General features: G+C 70.5%; 17 protein-coding genes and 1 tRNA gene. 10 read left to right on the top strand and 8 right to left on the bottom strand.

Annotation, left to right across the window (positions count from 1 at the left end; genetic code table 11):
- Positions 1-42: 42 nt before the first annotated feature.
- From ACQ5BE_RS06380 to ACQ5BE_RS06355, 6 genes are all read left to right on the top strand, one after another.
- Positions 43-735, top strand: coding sequence for a DUF501 domain-containing protein (locus tag ACQ5BE_RS06380; RefSeq protein WP_430296129.1), 693 nt, complete (start codon positions 43-45; stop codon positions 733-735).
- Entirely contained in the window at positions 732-1,724 is a 993-nt protein-coding gene (locus ACQ5BE_RS06375) for an exopolyphosphatase (protein WP_430296128.1), read from the top strand. The genes ACQ5BE_RS06380 and ACQ5BE_RS06375 overlap by 4 nt, the downstream gene beginning before the upstream one ends.
- A 14-nt stretch (positions 1,725-1,738) precedes the next feature.
- The gene (locus ACQ5BE_RS06370) at positions 1,739-3,043 is read left to right on the top strand and encodes a S8 family serine peptidase (protein WP_430296126.1); all 1,305 of its coding nucleotides are present in this window, start codon (positions 1,739-1,741) and stop codon (positions 3,041-3,043) included.
- A 32-nt stretch (positions 3,044-3,075) separates the two neighbouring features.
- Positions 3,076-4,512, top strand: coding sequence for an NAD(P)/FAD-dependent oxidoreductase (locus tag ACQ5BE_RS06365; protein ID WP_430296125.1), 1,437 nt, complete (start codon positions 3,076-3,078; stop codon positions 4,510-4,512).
- A gap of 66 nt (positions 4,513-4,578) precedes the next feature.
- Positions 4,579-4,652 (top strand) — tRNA-Leu (locus tag ACQ5BE_RS06360).
- A 147-nt stretch (positions 4,653-4,799) separates the two neighbouring features.
- Positions 4,800-6,161, top strand: coding sequence for an ABC transporter substrate-binding protein (locus tag ACQ5BE_RS06355; RefSeq protein WP_430296124.1), 1,362 nt, complete (start codon positions 4,800-4,802; stop codon positions 6,159-6,161).
- An 87-nt stretch (positions 6,162-6,248) separates the two neighbouring features.
- Here the strand turns inward: ACQ5BE_RS06355 and ACQ5BE_RS06350 are convergent, their stop codons facing one another.
- The 5 genes from ACQ5BE_RS06350 to ACQ5BE_RS06330 all read right to left on the bottom strand — a co-directional run bounded on the left by ACQ5BE_RS06350 (position 6,249) and on the right by ACQ5BE_RS06330 (position 11,642).
- Positions 6,249-7,034 (bottom strand): ABC transporter ATP-binding protein, encoded by a 786-nt coding sequence (locus ACQ5BE_RS06350; protein WP_430296123.1) that lies wholly within the window; start codon positions 7,032-7,034, stop codon positions 6,249-6,251.
- Positions 7,031-8,104, bottom strand: coding sequence for an ABC transporter ATP-binding protein (locus ACQ5BE_RS06345; protein WP_430296122.1), 1,074 nt, complete (start codon positions 8,102-8,104; stop codon positions 7,031-7,033). Before ACQ5BE_RS06345 ends, ACQ5BE_RS06350 begins: the two co-directional genes overlap by 4 nt.
- On the bottom strand, positions 8,101-9,069 hold the full coding sequence (locus ACQ5BE_RS06340; protein ID WP_430296121.1) for a branched-chain amino acid ABC transporter permease: 969 nt from the start codon (positions 9,067-9,069) through the stop codon (positions 8,101-8,103). Before ACQ5BE_RS06340 ends, ACQ5BE_RS06345 begins: the two co-directional genes overlap by 4 nt.
- Positions 9,070-9,081: 12 nt before the next feature.
- Entirely contained in the window at positions 9,082-10,428 is a 1,347-nt protein-coding gene (locus ACQ5BE_RS06335; protein ID WP_430296120.1) for a branched-chain amino acid ABC transporter permease, read from the bottom strand.
- Between the two features lie 317 nt (positions 10,429-10,745).
- Entirely contained in the window at positions 10,746-11,642 is an 897-nt protein-coding gene (locus ACQ5BE_RS06330; RefSeq protein WP_430296119.1) for a Bax inhibitor-1/YccA family membrane protein, read from the bottom strand.
- A 248-nt stretch (positions 11,643-11,890) separates the two neighbouring features.
- On the opposite strand from ACQ5BE_RS06330, the gene ACQ5BE_RS06325 reads away from it, so the two are divergent.
- Positions 11,891-12,187 carry a GroES family chaperonin gene (locus ACQ5BE_RS06325; protein WP_430296294.1) on the top strand — a complete coding sequence of 99 codons (297 nt, stop codon included), beginning with the start codon at positions 11,891-11,893 and terminating at the stop codon, positions 12,185-12,187.
- A 38-nt stretch (positions 12,188-12,225) separates the two neighbouring features.
- Here ACQ5BE_RS06325 and galK read toward each other — a convergent pair whose 3' ends face one another.
- Genes galK through ACQ5BE_RS06310 form a run of 3 tightly spaced genes read right to left on the bottom strand, consistent with a single transcriptional unit; the run spans position 12,226 to position 15,348 of the window.
- A complete protein-coding gene (galK, locus tag ACQ5BE_RS06320) occupies positions 12,226-13,392 on the bottom strand; it encodes a galactokinase (protein WP_430296118.1) in 1,167 nt (388 codons plus the stop codon).
- A complete protein-coding gene (galT, locus tag ACQ5BE_RS06315) occupies positions 13,389-14,543 on the bottom strand; it encodes a galactose-1-phosphate uridylyltransferase (RefSeq protein ID WP_430296116.1) in 1,155 nt (384 codons plus the stop codon). The genes galK and galT overlap by 4 nt, the downstream gene beginning before the upstream one ends.
- Before the next feature lie 28 nt (positions 14,544-14,571).
- Entirely contained in the window at positions 14,572-15,348 is a 777-nt protein-coding gene (locus tag ACQ5BE_RS06310) for a DeoR/GlpR family DNA-binding transcription regulator (RefSeq protein WP_430296113.1), read from the bottom strand.
- 86 nt (positions 15,349-15,434) lie between these two features.
- Between ACQ5BE_RS06310 and ACQ5BE_RS06305 the strand changes: the two genes are divergently transcribed.
- The 3 genes from ACQ5BE_RS06305 (at position 15,435) to ilvA (ending at position 18,853) form a co-directional block, all read left to right on the top strand.
- Positions 15,435-16,349 (top strand): aldose 1-epimerase family protein, encoded by a 915-nt coding sequence (locus ACQ5BE_RS06305; protein ID WP_430296112.1) that lies wholly within the window; start codon positions 15,435-15,437, stop codon positions 16,347-16,349.
- Positions 16,350-16,418: 69 nt separating this feature from the next.
- The gene (locus ACQ5BE_RS06300; RefSeq protein ID WP_430296111.1) at positions 16,419-17,573 is read left to right on the top strand and encodes an AI-2E family transporter; all 1,155 of its coding nucleotides are present in this window, start codon (positions 16,419-16,421) and stop codon (positions 17,571-17,573) included.
- Positions 17,574-17,599: 26 nt separating this feature from the next.
- Entirely contained in the window at positions 17,600-18,853 is a 1,254-nt protein-coding gene (gene ilvA / locus ACQ5BE_RS06295; protein ID WP_413250352.1) for a threonine ammonia-lyase, read from the top strand.
- The last annotated feature ends 6 nt before the right edge of the window (positions 18,854-18,859 follow it).

Here is an 18,859-nt window from a genome sequence, read left to right as displayed (position 1 = left end):
CCCGCGGCTGAGCCGCCCCTGACCGACCAAGCAAGGACCACCGTGACCGAGAACTCCACCGCGCCCAGCGACGCGCCCACGCCCGCCGACCTCGAGGTGCTGAGCCGGCAGCTCGGCCGGCCGGTGCGCGACGTCGTCGCCATCCCGGCCCGCTGCGTCTGCGGCAATCCCCTCGTCGCGGCGACGGCGCCGCGGCTGGGCAACGGCACGCCCTTCCCGACCACCTTCTACCTCACACACCCCGTGATCACGTCCGCCGTCTCGCGGCTCGAAGCCGCCGGCGTCATGGCCGAGATGAACGCGCGCCTCGAGGCAGACCCGGAGCTTGCCGCGTCCTACCGGGCGGCGCACGAGGCCTACCTGGCCGCCCGCGAGGAGATCGGGCGGCAGGCCGGGACCGGTCCCGTCCCCGAGATCGATGGCGTCTCCGCCGGCGGCATGCCCTCCCGGGTCAAGTGCCTGCACGTCCTCGTCGGGCAGTCGCTCGCGATGGGGCCCGGCGTCAACCCGCTCGGGGACGAGGCGATCGAGCGCATCGCCGAATGGTGGACGCGGGACCGGTGCTGGTGCGAGGGCGCGTGGGACACGGAGGGCGCGGCCCCCAGCCGGGACCTATCGCGCCATGGGCCGCAGGGCCTGCCGTCGATGACCGGCCGGCCGGCGCCCGCCAGGCGCTCGGACGCCGGAGACTCCGCCACCGAGGCTGCCCGCACTGAGGGCGGCGGAAAGGCATGAGGGTCGCGGGGATCGACTGCGGGACCAACTCGATCCGCCTCCTGGTCGCCGATGCCGGTGCAGACGGGCCCGCGGCGCACGACGGCGGCGCGGCGGCAGAGCGGCCACCCCGCCTGTCCGACGTGCACCGCGAGATGCGGATCGTGAGGCTCGGGCAGGGCGTCGACGCGACCGGCGAGCTCGCCCCGGAGGCCCTCGAGCGGACGTTCGCGGCCGCGGACGACTACGCCGCGACGATCCGTTCCCTCGGGGCGGAGCGCATCCGCTTCGTCGCGACTTCCGCGACGCGCGATGCCCGCAACCGCAGCGTCTTCGTCGACGGCATCAGGGCCCGGCTCGGCGTCGAGCCCGAGGTCGTGAGCGGAGACGAGGAGGCGGCCCTGAGCTTCGCGGGAGCGGCCAGCGTCCTCGCCCTCGAGCCGGGCGTCCCCGTTGTCGTCGTCGACCTCGGCGGCGGGAGCACCGAATTCGTCCTCGGAGACGCTGAAGGCGTGCGCGCAGCGCGCTCGGTCGACATCGGCTGCGTGCGCCTCACCGAGCGGCACCTCCGGTCCGACCCTCCGACGCCCGAGCAGATTGCAGCGGCCGAGGCGGACGTCGACGCGGGCATCGAACAGGCCCTCGCCGCCGTGCCCCTGGCCGAGGCCAGGGCGGTGATCGGGGTCGCCGGCTCCGTCACCACCCTTACGGCGCACGCCCTTCAGCTGCCGTCCTACCTGCCCGAGCGCATCCACGGCACGGAGCTCCCGACAGCGCAGATCGCGGCGGCGTGCACGTCGCTGCTGGACATGAGCCACGCCGAGCGGGCCGCCCTGCCGTACATGCATCCCGGGCGCGTGGACGTGATCGGGGCCGGTGCCCTCGTGTGGCGCCGCATCCTCGCACGGATGGGGGAGCTCACCGACGGCCGGATCGCCACTGCCGTGACGAGCGAGCATGACATCCTCGACGGCATTGCCCTGAGCGCCCTGGCCCCCGAGTCGCTGTGACGCGGAACCGAGCAGTGGCCCGAGCGGCCGCGGCCCTCTTCGCAGTGCTGGTCGCGGTGGCGGCAGTCCTGCCCGCCGCGGTCGCCGCCCTCCTGATCCCGGCGGCACCGGCCAGAGCGGACAGCATCCGTGACCGCGAGTACTGGATCGCCGAGTACGGAATCGACAAGGCCTGGCAGGTCTCGAAGGGCGCCGGGGTCAAGGTCGCCGTGATCGACAGCGGAATCGACGGCCGGCACCCGGACCTCCGCGGCGTCGTCGTCGGCGGCCACGACGCCTCGGGTGCAGGCGCGGCGGACGGCCAGAAGCCCCTCGGTGCCAAGCCCGAGCACGGCACGCTCGTCGCCACGATGCTCGCCGGCCGCGGACACGCGACCCAGGCCAAGGACACCGACCCGGCGGGCGGCCCCGACGGCGTCGTCGGCGTCGCGCCGGAGTCCTCCCTCCTGACCGTCTCGACCTGGCTCGGCTCGGTGAATCCGTCGGGCCGGTCCGACCAGGACCAGATTCCCGAGGCGGTGCGCTGGGCCGTGGACCAGGGCGCGAAGGTCATCAACATCTCCCTCGGCAGCTCCTCGCCGGCATGGCCCCAGAGCTGGGACGAGGCGTTCCTGTACGCCGAGCAGAAGGACGTCGTGATCGTGGCCGCCGCCGGGAACCGGGGCGGAGGCAACGTCCAGGTGGGCGCACCCGCGACCATCCCGGGCGTCCTCACGGTCGCCGGCCTGGACAGGGCCCGCACGGCGAGCGTCGACTTCTCGGCGCAGGGCATCAGCATCGGCGTGGCCGCGCCCGCCGAAGGCCTCGTGGGCGGCATGCCCGGGGGCCAGTACGCCGAATGGGCCGGCACCTCCGGTGCGGCTCCGATCGTCTCGGGGGTCGCGGCGCTGATCCGCGCGAAATGGCCCGCGATGAGCGCGTCGCAGGTCATCAACCGGATCCTCTCGACCGCCAAGGACGCCGGACCGGCCGGCCAGGACCCGATCTACGGATTCGGGATCCTCGACGCGGAGGCCGCCCTGAAGGCCGACGTCCCGGAAGCGGCGGCCAACCCGCTCGGGTCGATCGCGGACTGGATCCGCGTGCACCGGAAGGGCACGCCCGCGACCGCCGCCCCGGGCGCGGCCGCTGCCTCCTCGGCCCCGGCGGCAGCGCTTCCGGAGCCGGCCGCGCCCGTGCCCCATGAGCCGTCGGCCGCGGACAACCCGTGGCCGCCGATCGTCGTCGTCGGGTGCTCGGCGCTCATCGCCGGGATCGCCATCACGGGAGGGCTCCACATGCGCCGCGTGGCATCGAGGACGCGCCTCACCGAGCGCTAGTGAATATTTTCACAAGCTGCTACGCTGGTTGCATGCCTTCCTCCTCCCTGCAGCTTGTCGAGCGCCCGCGCGTCCTCGTCGTCGGCGGCGGCTACGTCGGCCTCTACGTCGCCCTCAACCTCCAGAAGAAGATCGCCGAGGCCGGTGGCATCGTCACCGTCGTCGATCCGCTTCCCTACATGACCTACCAGCCGTTCCTGCCCGAGGTGGCCGGCGGCAACATCGAGGCGCGCCACGCCGTCGTCTCCCTCCGCGAGCACCTGAAGAAAACCGAAGTCATCCAGGGCTCCGTGACGGCCATCGACCACGAGAACCGCAAGGCCGTCGTTGCCCTTCCGGGCGATCAGGGCACCGTCGAGGTCCCGTACGTCGACGTCGTCCTCGCCGCGGGCGCGATCACCCGCACGTTCCCGATCCCCGGCCTCGCCGACAAGGGCATCGGCAACAAGACCATCGAGGAGGCCGTGGCCCTGCGCAACCAGGTCCTGGAGCGCATCGAGTTCGCCTCCACCGCGACCGACCCGGCGGAGCGCAAGCGCGCCCTGACCTTCGTCGTCGTCGGCGGCGGGTTCGCCGGCATCGAGACGATCGCCGAGCTCGAGGACCTCGCCCGCGAGGCCGTGCGCAACAACGGCCGCCTGCACCAGGACGAGGTCCGGTTCGTGCTCGTCGAGGCCATGGGCCGCATCATGCCCGAGGTCACGGCCGAGCAGGCCGACTGGGTCGTGGAGCACCTCCAGAGCCGTGGCGTCGAGGTCCTCCTCAACACGTCCCTCGCCAGCGCCGAGGGGCCGCTCAAGCTCATCAGCATGCCGGACAAGGCTCCCGCAGACGAGTTCGAGGCGGACACCCTGATCTGGACCGCCGGCGTCCAGGCCAACCCCATGGTCCGCTCGACCGACTTCCCGCTCGAGCCGCGCGGCCGCGTGCGCGTCCTGCCCGACCTGCGCATCGCGGGCGACGAGGGCATCATCGAGAACGCCTGGGCCGCCGGCGACATCGCCGCGGTGCCGGACCTCACCGGCAAGGGCCTCCCGGACGGAACGTGTGTCCCGAACGCCCAGCACGCCCTGCGCCAGGCCAAGGTCCTCGCGAAGAACCTGTGGGCCAGCCGCTGGGACAAGCCGCTGACCGACTACAAGCACAAGAACCTCGGTGCCGTTGCCGGCTTCGGTGCCTGGAAGGGCGTCGCGAACATCAACCTGTTCGGCCGGATCGGCCTCAAGGGCCCGCTCGCCTGGCTCGCCCACCGCGGCTACCACGGCATGGCGATCCCCACTGCCGAGCGCAAGTTCCGGGTCATCCTCGACTGGTTCTCCTCGCTGTTCGCCGGCCGCGACACGACCCCGATCCAGGGGCTCGACAACCCGCGCGCCGCCTTCGAGGCCGCTGCCCGTCCCGCCCCGAAGCCCGCTGCCGCGGCCCCCGCCGCGCCCGCTGCAGAGAAGGTTCCCGCCGGAACCAAGTAGTCCGGCGTCCCGGCCGCTACGGCAGTCACTCCTGCGTCGGACCGGATTCGCTAGGCTGGTGTGCACGCCCCAGTAGCCCAATCGGCAGAGGCAGCGGACTTAAAATCCGCTCAGTCAGGGTTCGAGTCCCTGCTGGGGCACGTCTTCCATGTAGTCCCCATCCGTTACCAGCATGTGACCTGAAACACTGTATTCAGGGTTAAGCGTTGAATTAGCCTGTCTTCTAATCAGGAACACCTGGTTGTTCGCATCAGGGTGCCCGGCACCTTCGATGGAGGAGATTACGCATGATTCAGCGCCTTCAGGCTACGCCCCGGGCGGCGAAACTCGCCGCGCTCGGTGTCGGCGTCGCCCTTCTCGCCACCGCATGCGGTGGAGGCTCCAGTACGTCCTCAGGCAGCAGCTCCGCCAGCGCGGCGCCGCAGGGCGTTGCCTGTCCCGCGCCCCAGAGCGGAAGCGGTGGTGCAAGCGCCGCCCCCACCCGCGCATCCGGATCGGTCCCGCCTGCCACGACGACGACAGACACTCCGCTCAAGCTCGGTTCACTGCTTCCGACGACCGGTTCCCTCGCGTTCCTCGGGCCGCCGGAGATCGCCGGCGTCAACCTCGCCGTCAAGCAGGTCAATGACGCCGGCGGTGTGCTCGGGAAGCCCATCGAGGTCATCCACCGGGACTCCGGTGACACGAAGACGGACATCGCGACCCAGTCCGTCACGAACCTGCTCGGCCAGAACGTGAGCGCCATCATCGGCGCGGCGTCCTCCGGCGTGTCGAAGACGGTCATCAACCAGATCACGGGCGCAGGCGTGGTGCAGTTCTCTCCCGCCAACACGTCGCCCGACTTCACGACCTGGGACGACAAGGGCCTCTACTGGCGCACGGCGCCCTCGGACGTCCTCCAGGGCCGCGTGCTCGGCAACTACATCGCCAGCTGTGGGGCCCAGACCCTCGGCATGATCGTCCTCAATGACGCCTATGGCACGGGCCTCCAGAAGAACGTCAAGGACGCGTTCCAGTCTGCTGGCGGCAAGGTCGTGGCCGAGGAGCTCTTCAACGAGGGCGACTCGCAGTTCAGCACCCAGGTTGACAAGGTCCTCGCGGCCAAGCCGGATGCCATTGCGCTCATCACCTTCGACCAGGCCAAGCAGATCGTTCCGCTGCTGACCGGCAAGGGCGTCAAGCCGACGTCCATGTTCATGGTGGACGGCAACACTTCCGACTACAGCAAGGACTTCCAGGCCGGCACCCTGAAGGGTGCGCAGGGCACGATCCCGGGCACGTTCGCGAAGGACGACTTCAAGAAGCAGCTCCTCGCGATTGACCCCTCCCTCAAGGACTACTCCTACGCCGGCGAGTCCTGGGATGCGGTGAACCTCATTGCCCTCGCGGCTGAGGAGGCCAAGAGCACCAAGGGCGTCGACATCGCCAAGCACCTCAAGGACGTCTCCGAGGGCGGCGAGAAGTGCGGTGACTTCGCGTCCTGCGTCACCCTCCTGCGCCAGGGCAAGGACATCGACTACGACGGCAAGTCGGGGCCGGTGACCTTCTCCGATGCCGGCGACCCGACTGAGGCCTACATCGGCATCTACCAGTTCGACGACAAGAACGTTCCCCAGCCGATCAAGGAGGAGTACGGCAAGCTCAGCTGAGCCCAGCGTCCTGACGCACACGGATGGGAGGGCCCCGGTTCCCGAAGGAACCGGGGCCCTCCCGTTTGGCGCGGGATCGCGGACGCTCTACTTGTCCTCACCCTCCACAGTGTCGGCAAGGGTGCCCAGGTAGAGCTGGATGACCTTCGGGTCGTGCAGGAGCTCGCGCCCTGTGCCCGTGTAGGCATCGCGGCCCTGGTCCAGGACGTAGCCCCGATCGCAGATCTGGAGGCAGCGGCGGGCGTTCTGCTCCACCATGATGACTGAGACGCCTGCGCGGTTGATTTCGTGGACGCGGAGGAACGTCTCGTCCTGCTTGACGGGGGACAGGCCCGCCGAGGGCTCGTCGAGGAGCAGGACGGCCGGCTCCATCATGAGCGCGCGCCCCATGGCGACCATCTGGCGCTCGCCACCTGAGAGGGAGCCCGCCCGCTGTGCGCGTCGCCGGCCGAGCTCGGGGAACAGCTCGACCACGAAGTCCCACCGCTCCTTGAAGACCTTGGGCCGCTGGAAGAGGCCCATCTGCATGTTCTCCTCGATCGTGAGGGACGTGAAGACGTTGTTGGTCTGCGGGACGAATCCGATGCCGCGGCTCACGAGCCTGTTCGCCTTGAGCCCGGTGAGGTCCTGTCCCCGCACGACCACGGAGCCCGAGTGGACCTTCACGAGGCCGAACATGGCCTTCAGCAGCGTCGACTTTCCGGCGCCGTTGGGTCCGATGATGCCGATGAGCTCTCCCTTGCGGGCCTCGATGCTGCAGCCGTTGAGGATGTTCACGCCCGGGATGTACCCGGCCACGAGGTTCGTGACCGTCACGACGCGCTCGTCCGTCACGGTGCCGGCCCCCTGGCTGCTGGTGCTGCTCTCGCTCACTTCCCCTCCTCCTTCCGGGTGTCGGCGCCGCGTTCGTGCTTCGGGGCATCGACCTTGAGCGTCTCGGCGTCTCCGAGCACGCTCTCGGGTGCGATGATGCCGGCGTCCTCGGTCCCCACGATGGACTCCTCGTCCTGCGCGAGTTCCTGCTCGAGGGCCTTGACGCCGCCGCTCGTGCCCAGGTCCACATCGTGGTGTGCGCCCAGGTACGCGTCAATGACGGCCTGGTCCTTCATGACTTCGGCCGGCGGGCCCTCCGCTACGATCTTGCCCTCGGCCATGACCACGACCCAGTCCGCGATGTGGCGGACCATGTGCATGTCGTGCTCGACGAACAGCACCGTCATGCCCTCCGCCTTGAGGTTCTTGATGTGGTCGAGCAGGCTCTGGGTCAGTGCCGGGTTGACCCCGGCCATGGGCTCGTCGAGCATGACGAGCTTGGGGTTGACCATGAGGGAGCGGGCCATCTCGAGGAGCTTGCGCTGACCGCCCGAGAGCGATGCCGCGTAGTCGTCCCGCTTCGTGTCGAGTTTGAACTTGGTCAGGAGGGCCTCGGCTTGAGAGGTGATCTCCTTCTCGCGCGCGCCCCAGATGCCTTGGAAGAGCGCGTTCCGGAGCCGCTCCCCGGGCTGGGCGGAGGCACCGAGGCGCATGTTCTCCATCACGGTGAGCTTGCCCATGACCTTTGTCAGCTGGAACGTGCGGACCATGCCCATCCGGGCGACCTTGTAGGAGGAGATGCCGGCGAGGTCCCTGCCCTCGAACTGCCACTTGCCCGAGTTGGGTGTGTCGAAGCCGGTGAGCAGGTTGAACAGCGTCGTCTTGCCCGCACCGTTGGGGCCGATGAGCGCTGTGATCTTGTGCCGGGGGATCTCGAGGTGTTCGACATCGACCGCGTTGATCCCGCCGAAGCTCCGGCTCACGTTGTCCGCGATGACGATCGGGTCCCTCTTCCGGCAGCCGGGCCCAGGCTCGCCCTCGGCGATGGGCCTGGAGTCCGTCATGTACTCGTTGCCGGACAGGTCCGGCTCGCGGGCCGGGCCCTGGGGTGAGGATGCAGCGTGGCTCATGTGAATGCCAGTTCCTTCTTGTTGCCGAACACGCCCTGCGGCCGGAAGATCATGAGGAGCATCAGCGCCACACCGACGAGGATGTAGCGGAGCTGCCCGGCCTGGGTGGTGGTGAGCCAGGTGACGGTCCCAGACTCGATGAGGCCGTAGAGGACCCCCTGCGTGAGGGAGAGGACCACCCAGAAGATCATCGCGCCCACTACCGGGCCGAGCACCGTGGACATGCCCCCGAGGAGGAGGCACGTCCACAGGAAGAACGTCAGCTCCGTCCCGTAGTTCGAGGGCTGAACGACGTCACGGGGGAGGGTGAAGACCATGCCCGCGAGCGCTCCGAGGATGCCACCGATGATGAGCGCCTGCATCTTGTAGGCGTAGACATTCTTCCCGAGCGAGCGGACGGCCATCTCGTCCTCACGGATGCCCTTGAGGACGCGGCCCCACGGGCTGCGCATGAGCAGCCAGACGAGTACGCCCGCGATGATCACGATGCCCCAGCCGAAGAACCGGTAGAAGAAGTCCGGGCCGCTGTAGCCGAAGTAGTTCCCTTCGGGGAACGGGTTCAGCCGGAGGAAGTCCTGCCGGAAGGCTGCCAGGCCGTTCGCCGAGCCCGTCACCGAGGTGAGGCTGTTGGTGGTCACAACGTAGCGGACGATCTCGGCCGCAGCGATCGTGACGATGGCGAGGTAGTCGGCCCGCAGCCGCAGAGTCGGTACGCCGAGGAGGAGTGCGAAGACCACCGACGCGACGACCGCGATGAGGAGGCCGACCCAGAAGGGGGTGCCGAGATGGATGGTCGACATGGCGAACCCGTAGGCTCCGACGGCCATGAAGCCGGCCTGGCCGAAGTTGAGCAGGCCGGAATAGCCGAAGTGGACGGCGAGGCCGAGCGCCGCGAGCGCGTAGGCCGCCGTCGTGGGGCTGACGAGCTCGCCGAGCGCGTTGGTGAGGATGAATCCGAAGTCCATAAGGCGTCTCCCTTAGCCCACTCGCTCGCGGCGGCCCAGGATGCCCTGTGGCCGGAACAGGAGGACGGCGATCATGATCGCCAGGGCTCCCACGTACTTGAGGTCGCTCGAGACCCCGAAGACGGTCGTCAGCTCGACGAAGACGCCGACCACGACCGATCCCACGAGGGCGCCGAAGACGGTCCCGAGGCCGCCGAGGGTCACCCCGGCGAAGATCATCAGCAGGATCTGCTGGCCCATGTCGAAGGTGACTCCGGGCCGGTAGTACGCCCAGAGGATGCCGCCGAGGCCGGCGAGGAGGCCGCCAGTGACCCAGACGATGCGGATCACCCGGTCCACGTCGATGCCCGAGGCGGCGGCGAGCGCGGGGTTGTCGGCGACGGCGCGGGTCGCCTTGCCCAGCCGGGTCCTCAGCAGCACGATGCCCACGGCTGCGATCACCACGGCGGAGATGAGCAGGGACCACAGGTTGTTCGGCGAGATCGAGACGGGGCCGAGCTGGATGTCCGGGCTCTGCGCGTAGGGGAGCTGCTGGGTGGCGCCGCCGAAGAAGAAGAGGATGACGTACCGGACCGCGAGGGCGAGGCCGATGCTCACGATCATCATCGGAACGAGGCCGGTGCCTCTGCGCCGCAGGGGCCTCCAGAGTGCGGCGTCCTGCACCCAGCCGAACGCCGCGCTCGCCACGAGGGCGAGGAGCACCGCGAGCCAGAACGGCAGCCCCGCCGCCGCCAGCCCGAACACCGTCACGGCGCCGAGCGTGACCATCTCGCCGTGGGCGAAGTTGGTGAGGCCCGTGGTTCCGAAGATGAGCGACAGGCCGACCGCCGAGAGTGCGAGCAGCAGGCCGAAGCTCAAGCCCGCGACCAGCCGGTTGATGATCTCCTGGCCCAGGTTGGCCTGGGCGACCTGGATGCCCTTGCCGAAGGCGAAGATCGCGCTGACGTTGGAGGTCTGGTTGAACGTGACGTTGCGCGGGTTCTCCTGCCCTTCCGCGAGCTTGACCCCCTCTGGGAGCGTCGAGGTATTGACCTCGACCTGATACGTGCCCTGACTCGGGACGCCGACCGACCAGGCGCCGTTGGCTCCCGAGCGGGTGCTGCCCTCGAAGCCATTGCCCTTCACCTTGATCTCGACATTCTGCAGCGGCTGCCCCTCATTCCTCAGGAAGCCGCTGATCGTATTCTGGTACACCGTCTGAGAGGGGTTGGGCGACGGGCTCGGCGAGCTGGTCGCCTCGGCCGCGGGCGCCAAGGCCAGCAGCACGGCGAGGACGGCGCCGATCAGGGCACCTGCGACCGCCAGCACCCTGGGCGGGTGGGCGGCCTGGGCTGCGCTTTTCACGTAGGGGGCCTCCATAGGTCCGGGCGCCGGCCAGCCTGTGGGCAGGCCGGGCAGTGGGTCCGGCGGGCGTGCAGCATCACGACGAGTTGTGACGTTGATCACCCGTTGGAACGCCATCGTACCTGTGCGGCATGGCCCCGAAGCCGGGTCGGTAGGCTGCGGAACGTCGCGATCCGGTAACAACTGTGAAGAGACGCCTCAGCGGCCTGAGTGTCCAGCTTCACGATGGCTGCACCATCCTTGCCGGACACGACGAAGGCCCCGGGACGACGAAGGCCCCCGGACCGAGCGGTCCGAGGGCCTTCGGGCGGGGGCAGATCCGCCGTGGCGCGTCAGTCGTTGCTGTTGAAGATCGCCAGCAGGCGGAGGATCTCGGTGTAGAGCCAGACGAGCGTCACCGTGAGGCCGAACGCCGCGGTCCAGGCGAAGCGCCGCGGAGCCCCTGCGCGCACACCCTGCTCGATGCTGTTGAAGTCCAGGATCAGGGAGATCGCGGCGAGGACGACCGCGATCAGTCCGACGATCACGCCGAGGGGGATGCCCATGATCGTGATGCCCCGGAGGCCCCACGGGCTTGAGACGACCCCGAACATCACGAGCCCGAGGTTGATGAGGCTGAAGGCCAGGTAGCCGACGATCGCGATGAGGAAGAACTTCATCAGGCCGGGCGTCGCGCGCACCTTGCCGCTCTTGTAGAGGGCAAGGGTAACGCCAGCGACGGCGACCGTCCCGAGGACGGCCTGGAAGCCCACCCCCGGGGCAATGCTGTCGATCACGCGGGTGATCCCGCCCAGGAACAGACCCTCAAGGGCCGCGTAGGCGAGGATCAGGCCAGCGACGGGCTCGCGCTTGAAGGAGTTGACGAGGGCGAGCACGAAGCCGCCGATGGCGCCCAGGACCATGAGGCCCATCGCCGCGCCGGCGGGGACGAACAGCGTGACGGCTGCGCCGACGACGACGAAGCCGAGGCACGCGAGCGTCTTCATGATGACGTCGTCGTAGGTCATGCGGCCCGTCTCGACCGGACCGGCCGACGGCGCCTTGTACATCTGGTCGAGCTGCTCCGGGCTCATCTGCCCGTACGGGGCCTGCTGGCCGTAGGGCTGGCCGTACGGGTTCTGCTGGCCGTAGGGCTGCTGCCCGTAGGGTGCGTGCGGGACAGGCGGTGCGGTCGTGACGGCGCTTCTGAAGTTCTTCCCCCGGAAGACCGGGTTCCCCCCGAATGCCATGTGTCGGCTCCTTGTCGACGGCCCGCTACGGTGGCGGGCGATGGTGGTCGGCTGGTGTGGCCCCAGCCGATTGTCCCGGTCCGCGGCTTCGATGGTCCGCGTGAGGACGCTGTCCGTTCCACGAACGGCGGCAGGAAAGAGTTCCCCGGGCATCGCTCGCCTAGAATGATGCGGTGCCACACCGAGATCCCGACGCAGCCGAGACCGCCCCCAAACCTCCTGCAGCCCCGCGGCGGCTCCCGCTGCGCATGCTCCACGACAGGGTCCTGGTCGCGCTCGACAAGGACGCGAGCGAGCGTCGCTCGGTCTCCGGCATCGTCATCCCGGCGACCGCCATGCTGGGGAAGCGCCTCGCGTGGGCCGAGGTCGTGGCGGCGGGACCGACGGTGCGCCAGGTCGCCGTCGGGGACCGTGTTCTCTTCGATCCCGAGGACCGGGCCGAAGTCGAGGTCTCGGCCCATGACTACATCCTCCTGCGCGAGCGCGACCTCCACGCGGTCGCCGAGCGCGACGAGCCCGCGAGCGACGTGGGCCTCTACCTCTGAGGCTCCCGCTGCTGGTTCCGAGGCTTCTCCCTCCTGCGCTACAGGAGCCGGCGGGCCCCGTCTGCGGGTGAGACGCTGAAGACCTCGGGCTCGCGGTAGCCGGCCCGGGCGAACGCGGTGGTGATGTCGGCCCGGACGGAGGCCTCCGCCGTCGTCGGCACGAGGGCGACCGCCGAGCCGCCGAACCCGCCCCCGGTCATGCGTGCGCCCACGGCGCCGCTGGAGCTGGCAGTCTCGACGGCGAGGTCGAGCTCGGGGCACGAGATCTCGAAGTCGTCCCGCATCGACGCATGGCTCTCGTCGAGGAGGGGGCCGATCGCGGCCGGCCCCTCGGAGCGGAGCACCTCGACGGTGCGGAGCACGCGCTCGTCCTCGGTGACGACGTGGCGCACGCGTCGGAACGTCACCTCGTCGAGCAGGCCCCGCGCCTCGGCCAGGTCAGCCGAGGTGACGTCGCGGAGCGCGTCCACCCCGAGCACCTCCGCCCCGAGCTCGCACGCCGCCCGCCTGCTCGCGTAGCCGCCGTCGGCGTGGGAGTGCGCGACCTTGGTGTCGACGACGAGCACGGTCAGCCCTGCGGCGGGGGCGTCGAACGGGATGAGCTCGGCGTGCTGGTCCCGGCAGTCGAGGAACACCGCGTGGCCGGCGGTGGCGCGCAGGGACGCCGACTGGTCCATGATGCCCGTGGGTGCGCCCACGAAGTCGTTCTCGGCCCGCTGCGTGAGCAGCACGAGCTCCTCGGTGGAGAGCTGCGCGCCGCTGAGCTCGGCGAGTGCGATGGCGACGGCGCACTCGATCGCGTGCGACGACGACAGCCCCGACCCCAGCGGCACGTTCGACTCGAGGACGAGATCGAAGCCCGGGACCTCGATTCCGCGCTGCCGCAGCGCCCACACGACGCCGGCCGGGTAGACCGTCCAGCCGCGCGCAGCCTCGCGGGTGATCCCGTCGGGGCCGAGGTCGACGACGCCCTCCCGCCCGTAGGTCGAGGCCAGCCTGACGCGCCGGTCGGGACGGGCGCGGACGGCGACGCGGGAGGAGCGGTCGATGGCGAAGGGAAGCACGAACCCCTCGTTGTAGTCCGTGTGCTCGCCGATGAGGTTCACGCGCCCGGGCGCCTGCCACACGCCGTCGGGCGTGCCGCCGTAGGCTGCCGCAAAGGCCTCGAGGACGGGGCCGGCCTGGCCAGGGATCGCGGAGCTCACGCGCGTGCCTTCCGTCCTGTGCTGGGTTCGGCCGCCGGGGCAGGGAGCCCGGCGAGTGCCGAGCGGAGGCGTGCGGCGACCTGCTCGGGCCTGGTGTCGGTGATGAAGGCGCCCATCGCGGCCTCCGAGCCGGCGAGGAACTTGAGTTTGTCCGCCGCCCTGCGCGGGGACGTGAGCTGGAGGTGGAACCTGCCCGCGGGCCGCAGGACGGTGTCGAGCGGCGCCTGGTGCCAGGCGGCGATGTAGGGGGTGGGGGCGTCGTACAGCGCGTCCACTGCCTGCAGGAGCCGCAGGTAGACCTCGGTGAGCTCGTCCTTCTCCTCGCCCGTCAGGTCCGCGAAGTCCGCGGCGTGCCGGTGGGGCACGAGGTGGACCTCGAGCGGCCAGCGCGCGGCGAAGGGCACGTAGGCGCTGAAGTGCGCGCCCTCGAGGACCATGCGCTCGCCCGCCGTGCGCTCGCGGTCCAGAAGCACCCCGAGGAGCGTCGCACGGCCGCCGGCCTCGTCGTAGAGGCGCCGCGCGCGGGCACCGAGCTGCGCAGCCCGGGGCGTCACGTAGGGGTAGGCGTAGATCTGGCCGTGGGGGTGGTGCAGCGTGACGCCGATGTCCGCGCCGCGGTTCTCGAAGGGGAAGACCTGGCGGATGCCGGGTAGTGCGTTGAGCGCGGCGGTGCGGTGGGCCCAGGCCTCGACGACGGTCCGTGCCCGCCCGTACGGAAGGCCGCCGAAGGACCCGGTGTGGGAGGAGGTGAAGGAGACCACCTCGCACCGTCCGGCGGCGGGGGCGCTCTGACCCCACGGCAGGGAGTCCGGGAGCTCCGCGAGCGCGGGTCCCAGGGACGGGAAGCGGTTCTCGAACACGACGACGTCGTAGTCCTCCGCGGGGATCTCCGAGAGGTTCCCCGGGGTGCTCGGGCACAGCGGGCACGCCTCCGCCGGCGGGAGGTGGGTCCGGGACTGGCGGTGGGCCGCCACCGCGATCCAGTCGCCCGAGAGCTCGTCGTACCGCACCTCGCCGGGCTCCGCGCGCCCGGGAAGGCCCCGTGCATCGGGCGGGGGTGTGCGCGGCGGCCTGCCGGGGTCGTCGAAGTAGATCAGCTCGCGTCCGTCGGAGAGCCGCGTGCTGGTGGCCGCGGGGGAGTGGGCGCTCATGGTTCCTCCGAGGGTCGGGACACCGGGGTCAGGCGATGGGGGCGACGACGAGGTCCGGCACGCTCTGCCTGAGCTCGTCGAGGGCGGCCTCTGAGAGGCCGTCGTCCGTGATGAGGGTATCGATCGCATCGAGCGGGAGGATCTTCGCGAGGCTCACGAGGCCGTACTTGCTGTGGTCGGCCAGCACGACCAGCCGGGCGGCCGCCTCCGCGGCCGCGCGGTTGACCTCCGCCTCGAGCATGTTGGGCGTCGTCAGGCCGGCTCGGGGATGGAGCCCGTGCACCCCCATGAAGCAGGTCTCCACATGGAGCTCGGCCAGCGTCGCGGTGGCCAGCGGTCCCACGAGCGCTTCCGACGCGGTGCGCTCGCCGCCCGTGAGGATCGTGCGCACGCCTCCCTGGGAGGGCGTGCCCAGCGCCTCCGCGACCTTGATCGAGTTGGTCGCGACGGTCAGGTCCGGCACCGAGGCGAGAAGGCGGGCGAAGGCGAAGGTCGTGGTGCCCGCGGTGACGAAGATCGTCGCGCCGGGCCGCACGAGCTCGAGGGCGCGCTGGGAGATCGCGCTCTTCGCGTCGGGCCTCTGCTCGCTCTTGACGGCGAAGCCCGGGTCGGCGAAGCCGACGTCCGCCGGGCGTGCGGCGCCCCCATGGACACGCCGTGCGAGCCCCTGCGCCTCGAGGTGCTCGATGTCCCGCCTGATGGTCATCTCGGACACTCCCAGGGTGGCGGCGAGTTCGGCGACCCGCACCGCTTCCCTCCGTTCGAGCTCCGCGACGATCCGCGCGTGCCGCTCCGCTGCGAGCATGGCCCGCCCCCCTTCACACAAACAAAATGTTTCTAACAAAAGATAACATCTGGAGCGGCCGGAGGGAAGACCGCTAGCGTGACTCCATGACCTCTCCCAGCATCCCTGCCACCGGGCGCCAGTATGAGCTCCGCTCAGGTGGCGCCGTCGCCGTGGTGACCGAGCTCGCCGCGACGCTGCGCTCCTACTCGCGCGACGGCGTCGTGCTCACCGAGACGTTCGGCGACGACCAGATCCCGCCCGGCGCGACCGGCATCACCCTCGCGCCCTGGGCCAACCGGATCGAGGACGGCAGGTGGACGCTGGAGGGCCGGCCGCAGCAGCTGGACCTCACCGAACCGTCGCGCGGCCACGCGAGCCACGGCCTGCTCCGCAACACCGGGTACGCGCTCATCGGCGGCTCGGAGTCCTCCGCGGTCCTCGAGGCGAGCGTCTTCCCGCAGCACGGCTACCCGTTCCTCGTGCGCCACCGGGTCGAGTACGCGCTCGACGGCGACGGCGCCCTGAGCGTGACGCAGAGCCTCACGAACCACTCGCCCGCCCGGGCGCCATGGGTGCTCGGCGCCCACCCCTACCTGCGCATCGGCGACGTGCCCACCGAGGACCTGGTCCTCACGGTCCCGGCCGCCACCAGACTGGTCGCGGACGAACGCCTCATCCCGCGCTCGCACGAGCCGGCCGCAGGGGAGAACGACCTGCGCCGGGGCCGCCGCGTGTCGGAGCTCGCGCTCGATGCGGCTTTCACGGACCTCGAGTTCCAGGACGGGCGTGCGCGCAGCACGCTCACGGCGCCCGACGGCCACTCGGTCTGGCTGTGGCAGGAGGCTGCATGCCAGTACGTCCACGTCTTCGTCAGCGTGACCTTCCCCGGGCGGACGAAGGCCGTGGCCCTCGAACCCATGACCGGGCCCGCCAACGCCTTCAATTCCGGGGAGGGGCTCGGGTGGCTCGGCCCGGGGGAGACGGCGTCCATGCGATGGGGCATCGGCTCGAGCCTCTGAGCGCTCGGGCCGCTGAGCGCTCGGGCCGCTGAGCGCTCGGGCCGCTGAGCGCTCTGGCAGGATGGGCCCATGGAGCCGACTAGTCCGCGCCGCCTGCCCCCACGCCCCGTCACCGACGCCGACCTCCCGTTCGGGCTGCGCATCGCCGCGGCGTGGTCGTGGCGGCTCGCGATCATCCTCGTCGTCGCGTCCGCCGTCGCCTGGGGGCTCGCCCAGCTGAGCTTCCTCGTCATCCCGGTCCTTGTCGCGGCCCTCCTCGCAGGGCTCCTGGCCCCGGCCGTGGGCTGGCTCATGAGGGCCGGGATGCCGCGCGGGCTGGCCGTGGCCATCACCGAGATCGGATTCGTCGCCGTCGTCGCCGGCCTCCTGACGCTAGTGGGCCGGCAGATCTCGGCCGATTTCGCCCAGCTGTGGGATGAGGCGCTCGCGGGCCTGTCCGAGATCCAGCGGTGGCTCGCCGAGGGCCCTCTGCAGATCACCGCGGCCCAGATGGACACGTACATCGCGGACGCCCGCAACATCGTGCAGAACAACCAGGGCAGCCTCGTGAGCGGTGTGCTCTCCGTTGGCTCCTCGGCGGGGCACATCCTCACGGGCGCGCTCATCGCCCTCTTCGTGCTCGCGTTCTTCCTGCTCGAGGGCGAGCGGATCTGGGGGTTCCTCGTGGGCCTGCTGCCGCGTGCCGCGCGCCGCGCCACCGACGGCGCCGGACGCGTCGGCTGGACCTCGCTCGTGCACTACGTCCGCATCCAGGTCGTCGTCGCGGCGGTGGACGCCATCGGCATCGGCGTGGGCGCGGCGATCCTGGGCGTCCCGCTGGCGATCCCGCTCGGGATCCTCGTGTTCGTGTTCTCGTTCATCCCCGTGGTCGGCGCGCTGGTGAGCGGCGTCGTCGCCGTCCTCCTCGCGCTCGTGGCGAACGGCCTGGTGAACGCGGTGATCATGCTAGTCATCGTCCTGGCGGTGCAGCAGCTCGAGAGCCACATCCTCCAGCCGCTCATCATGGGCCGGGCGGTCTCGCTCCATCCGGTCGCCGTGATCCTCTCCGTGGCGGCCGGTTCGTTCCTGGCCGGCATCCCGGGCGCCCTCTTCGCGGTGCCCACGCTCGCCGTCGCAAATTCAGCTGTGCGCTACATCGCCTCGCGGGCGTGGGAAACTGGAGACGTGCCTGTTGCAGAGCCCGACGCCGGTGCGGCGCCGGAGCCGCCCCGGGCCGCCGACTGACTGCCACTGCTGAGGAGCACACGCGCATGGAAACTCTCTCGACTCTCGCTGTGACGCTGGACGACGTCCTGAGCGCGCAGGAGCTGCTCGAGGGGATCATTGCGAAGACTCCCATCGAGACCTCCCGGGCGCTGGGAGCGCAGGTCGGCACCGAGGTCTACTTCAAGTGCGAGAACCTCCAGCGGGCCGGCTCCTTCAAGGTCCGTGGGGCCTACGTGCGCATGGCGCGCCTGAGCGACGAGGAGCGGGCGCGCGGCGTCGTCGCGGCCTCGGCCGGCAACCACGCCCAGGGCGTCGCCGTCGCCGCGAAGCGCCTCGGGATCCGTGCCCGCATCTACATGCCGCTCGGGGTCGCCCTCCCGAAGCTCCAGGCCACCCGCTCGCACGGCGCCGAGGTCGTCCTGCACGGGCACAACGTGGACGAGGCGCTCGCTGAGGCCAAACGCTACGCGGACGAGACCGGCGCGGTCTTCGTCCACCCCTTCGACAACCCGGACGTGGTCGCCGGGCAGGGCACGCTGGGCCTCGAGATCCTCGAGCAGGTGCCCGACGTCGACACGATCATCATGGGCGTCGGCGGCGGGGGCCTCCTCGCCGGGGTCGCCGTCGCCGTGAAGGCCAAGGCCAAGGAGCTCGGGCGGGACATCAAGGTGATCGGAGTCCAGGCTGAGAACGCGGCCGCTTATCCGCCGTCCCTCGCCGCCGACGCGCTCGTCCCCCTCCAGAGCACCGCGACCATGGCGGACGGCATCGCGGTGGGCCTCCCCGGCCAGCTGCCGTTCAGCATCATCCGCGAACTCGTCGACGACTTCGTGACCGTGAGCGAGGAGTCGCTCGCCCGGGCCCTCGTCTTCCTCCTGGAGCGGGCCAAGCTCGTGGTCGAGCCCGCAGGCGCCGTCGGGGTCGCGGCCCTCATGGACGGGAAGCTCGCCGAGCTGGGGATCAACGCGAAGAAGACTGCCGTGATCCTCTCCGGCGGCAACATCGACCCGATGCTCATGCTCAAGGTCATCCAGCGAGGCCTCGCCGCCGCGGGGCGCTTCTTCACCGTCCGGATGATGCTCGACGACCGGCCCGGATCGCTCGCGACGATCTCCCGCATCATCGCGGAGAACGACGCCAACGTCACCGGCGTGGACCACACGCGCGTGGGCGGCTCGATCAGCATGGGCGACGTCGCGATCACCATCGACATGGAGACCCGCGGCCACGAGCACTGCGAGCAGGTGCTCCGCGCCCTGCGGGCAGAGGGCTTCCAGCCGATCGTCATCCACGTCTGAGCGGGA

The organism is Sinomonas sp. B1-1 (assembly GCF_050474465.1).
In the GTDB taxonomy this organism is placed as follows: domain Bacteria; phylum Actinomycetota; class Actinomycetes; order Actinomycetales; family Micrococcaceae; genus Sinomonas; species Sinomonas flava.
Note: the sequence above shows the minus strand (reverse complement) of the source record. Positions and strands in the feature narration are given on the sequence as shown.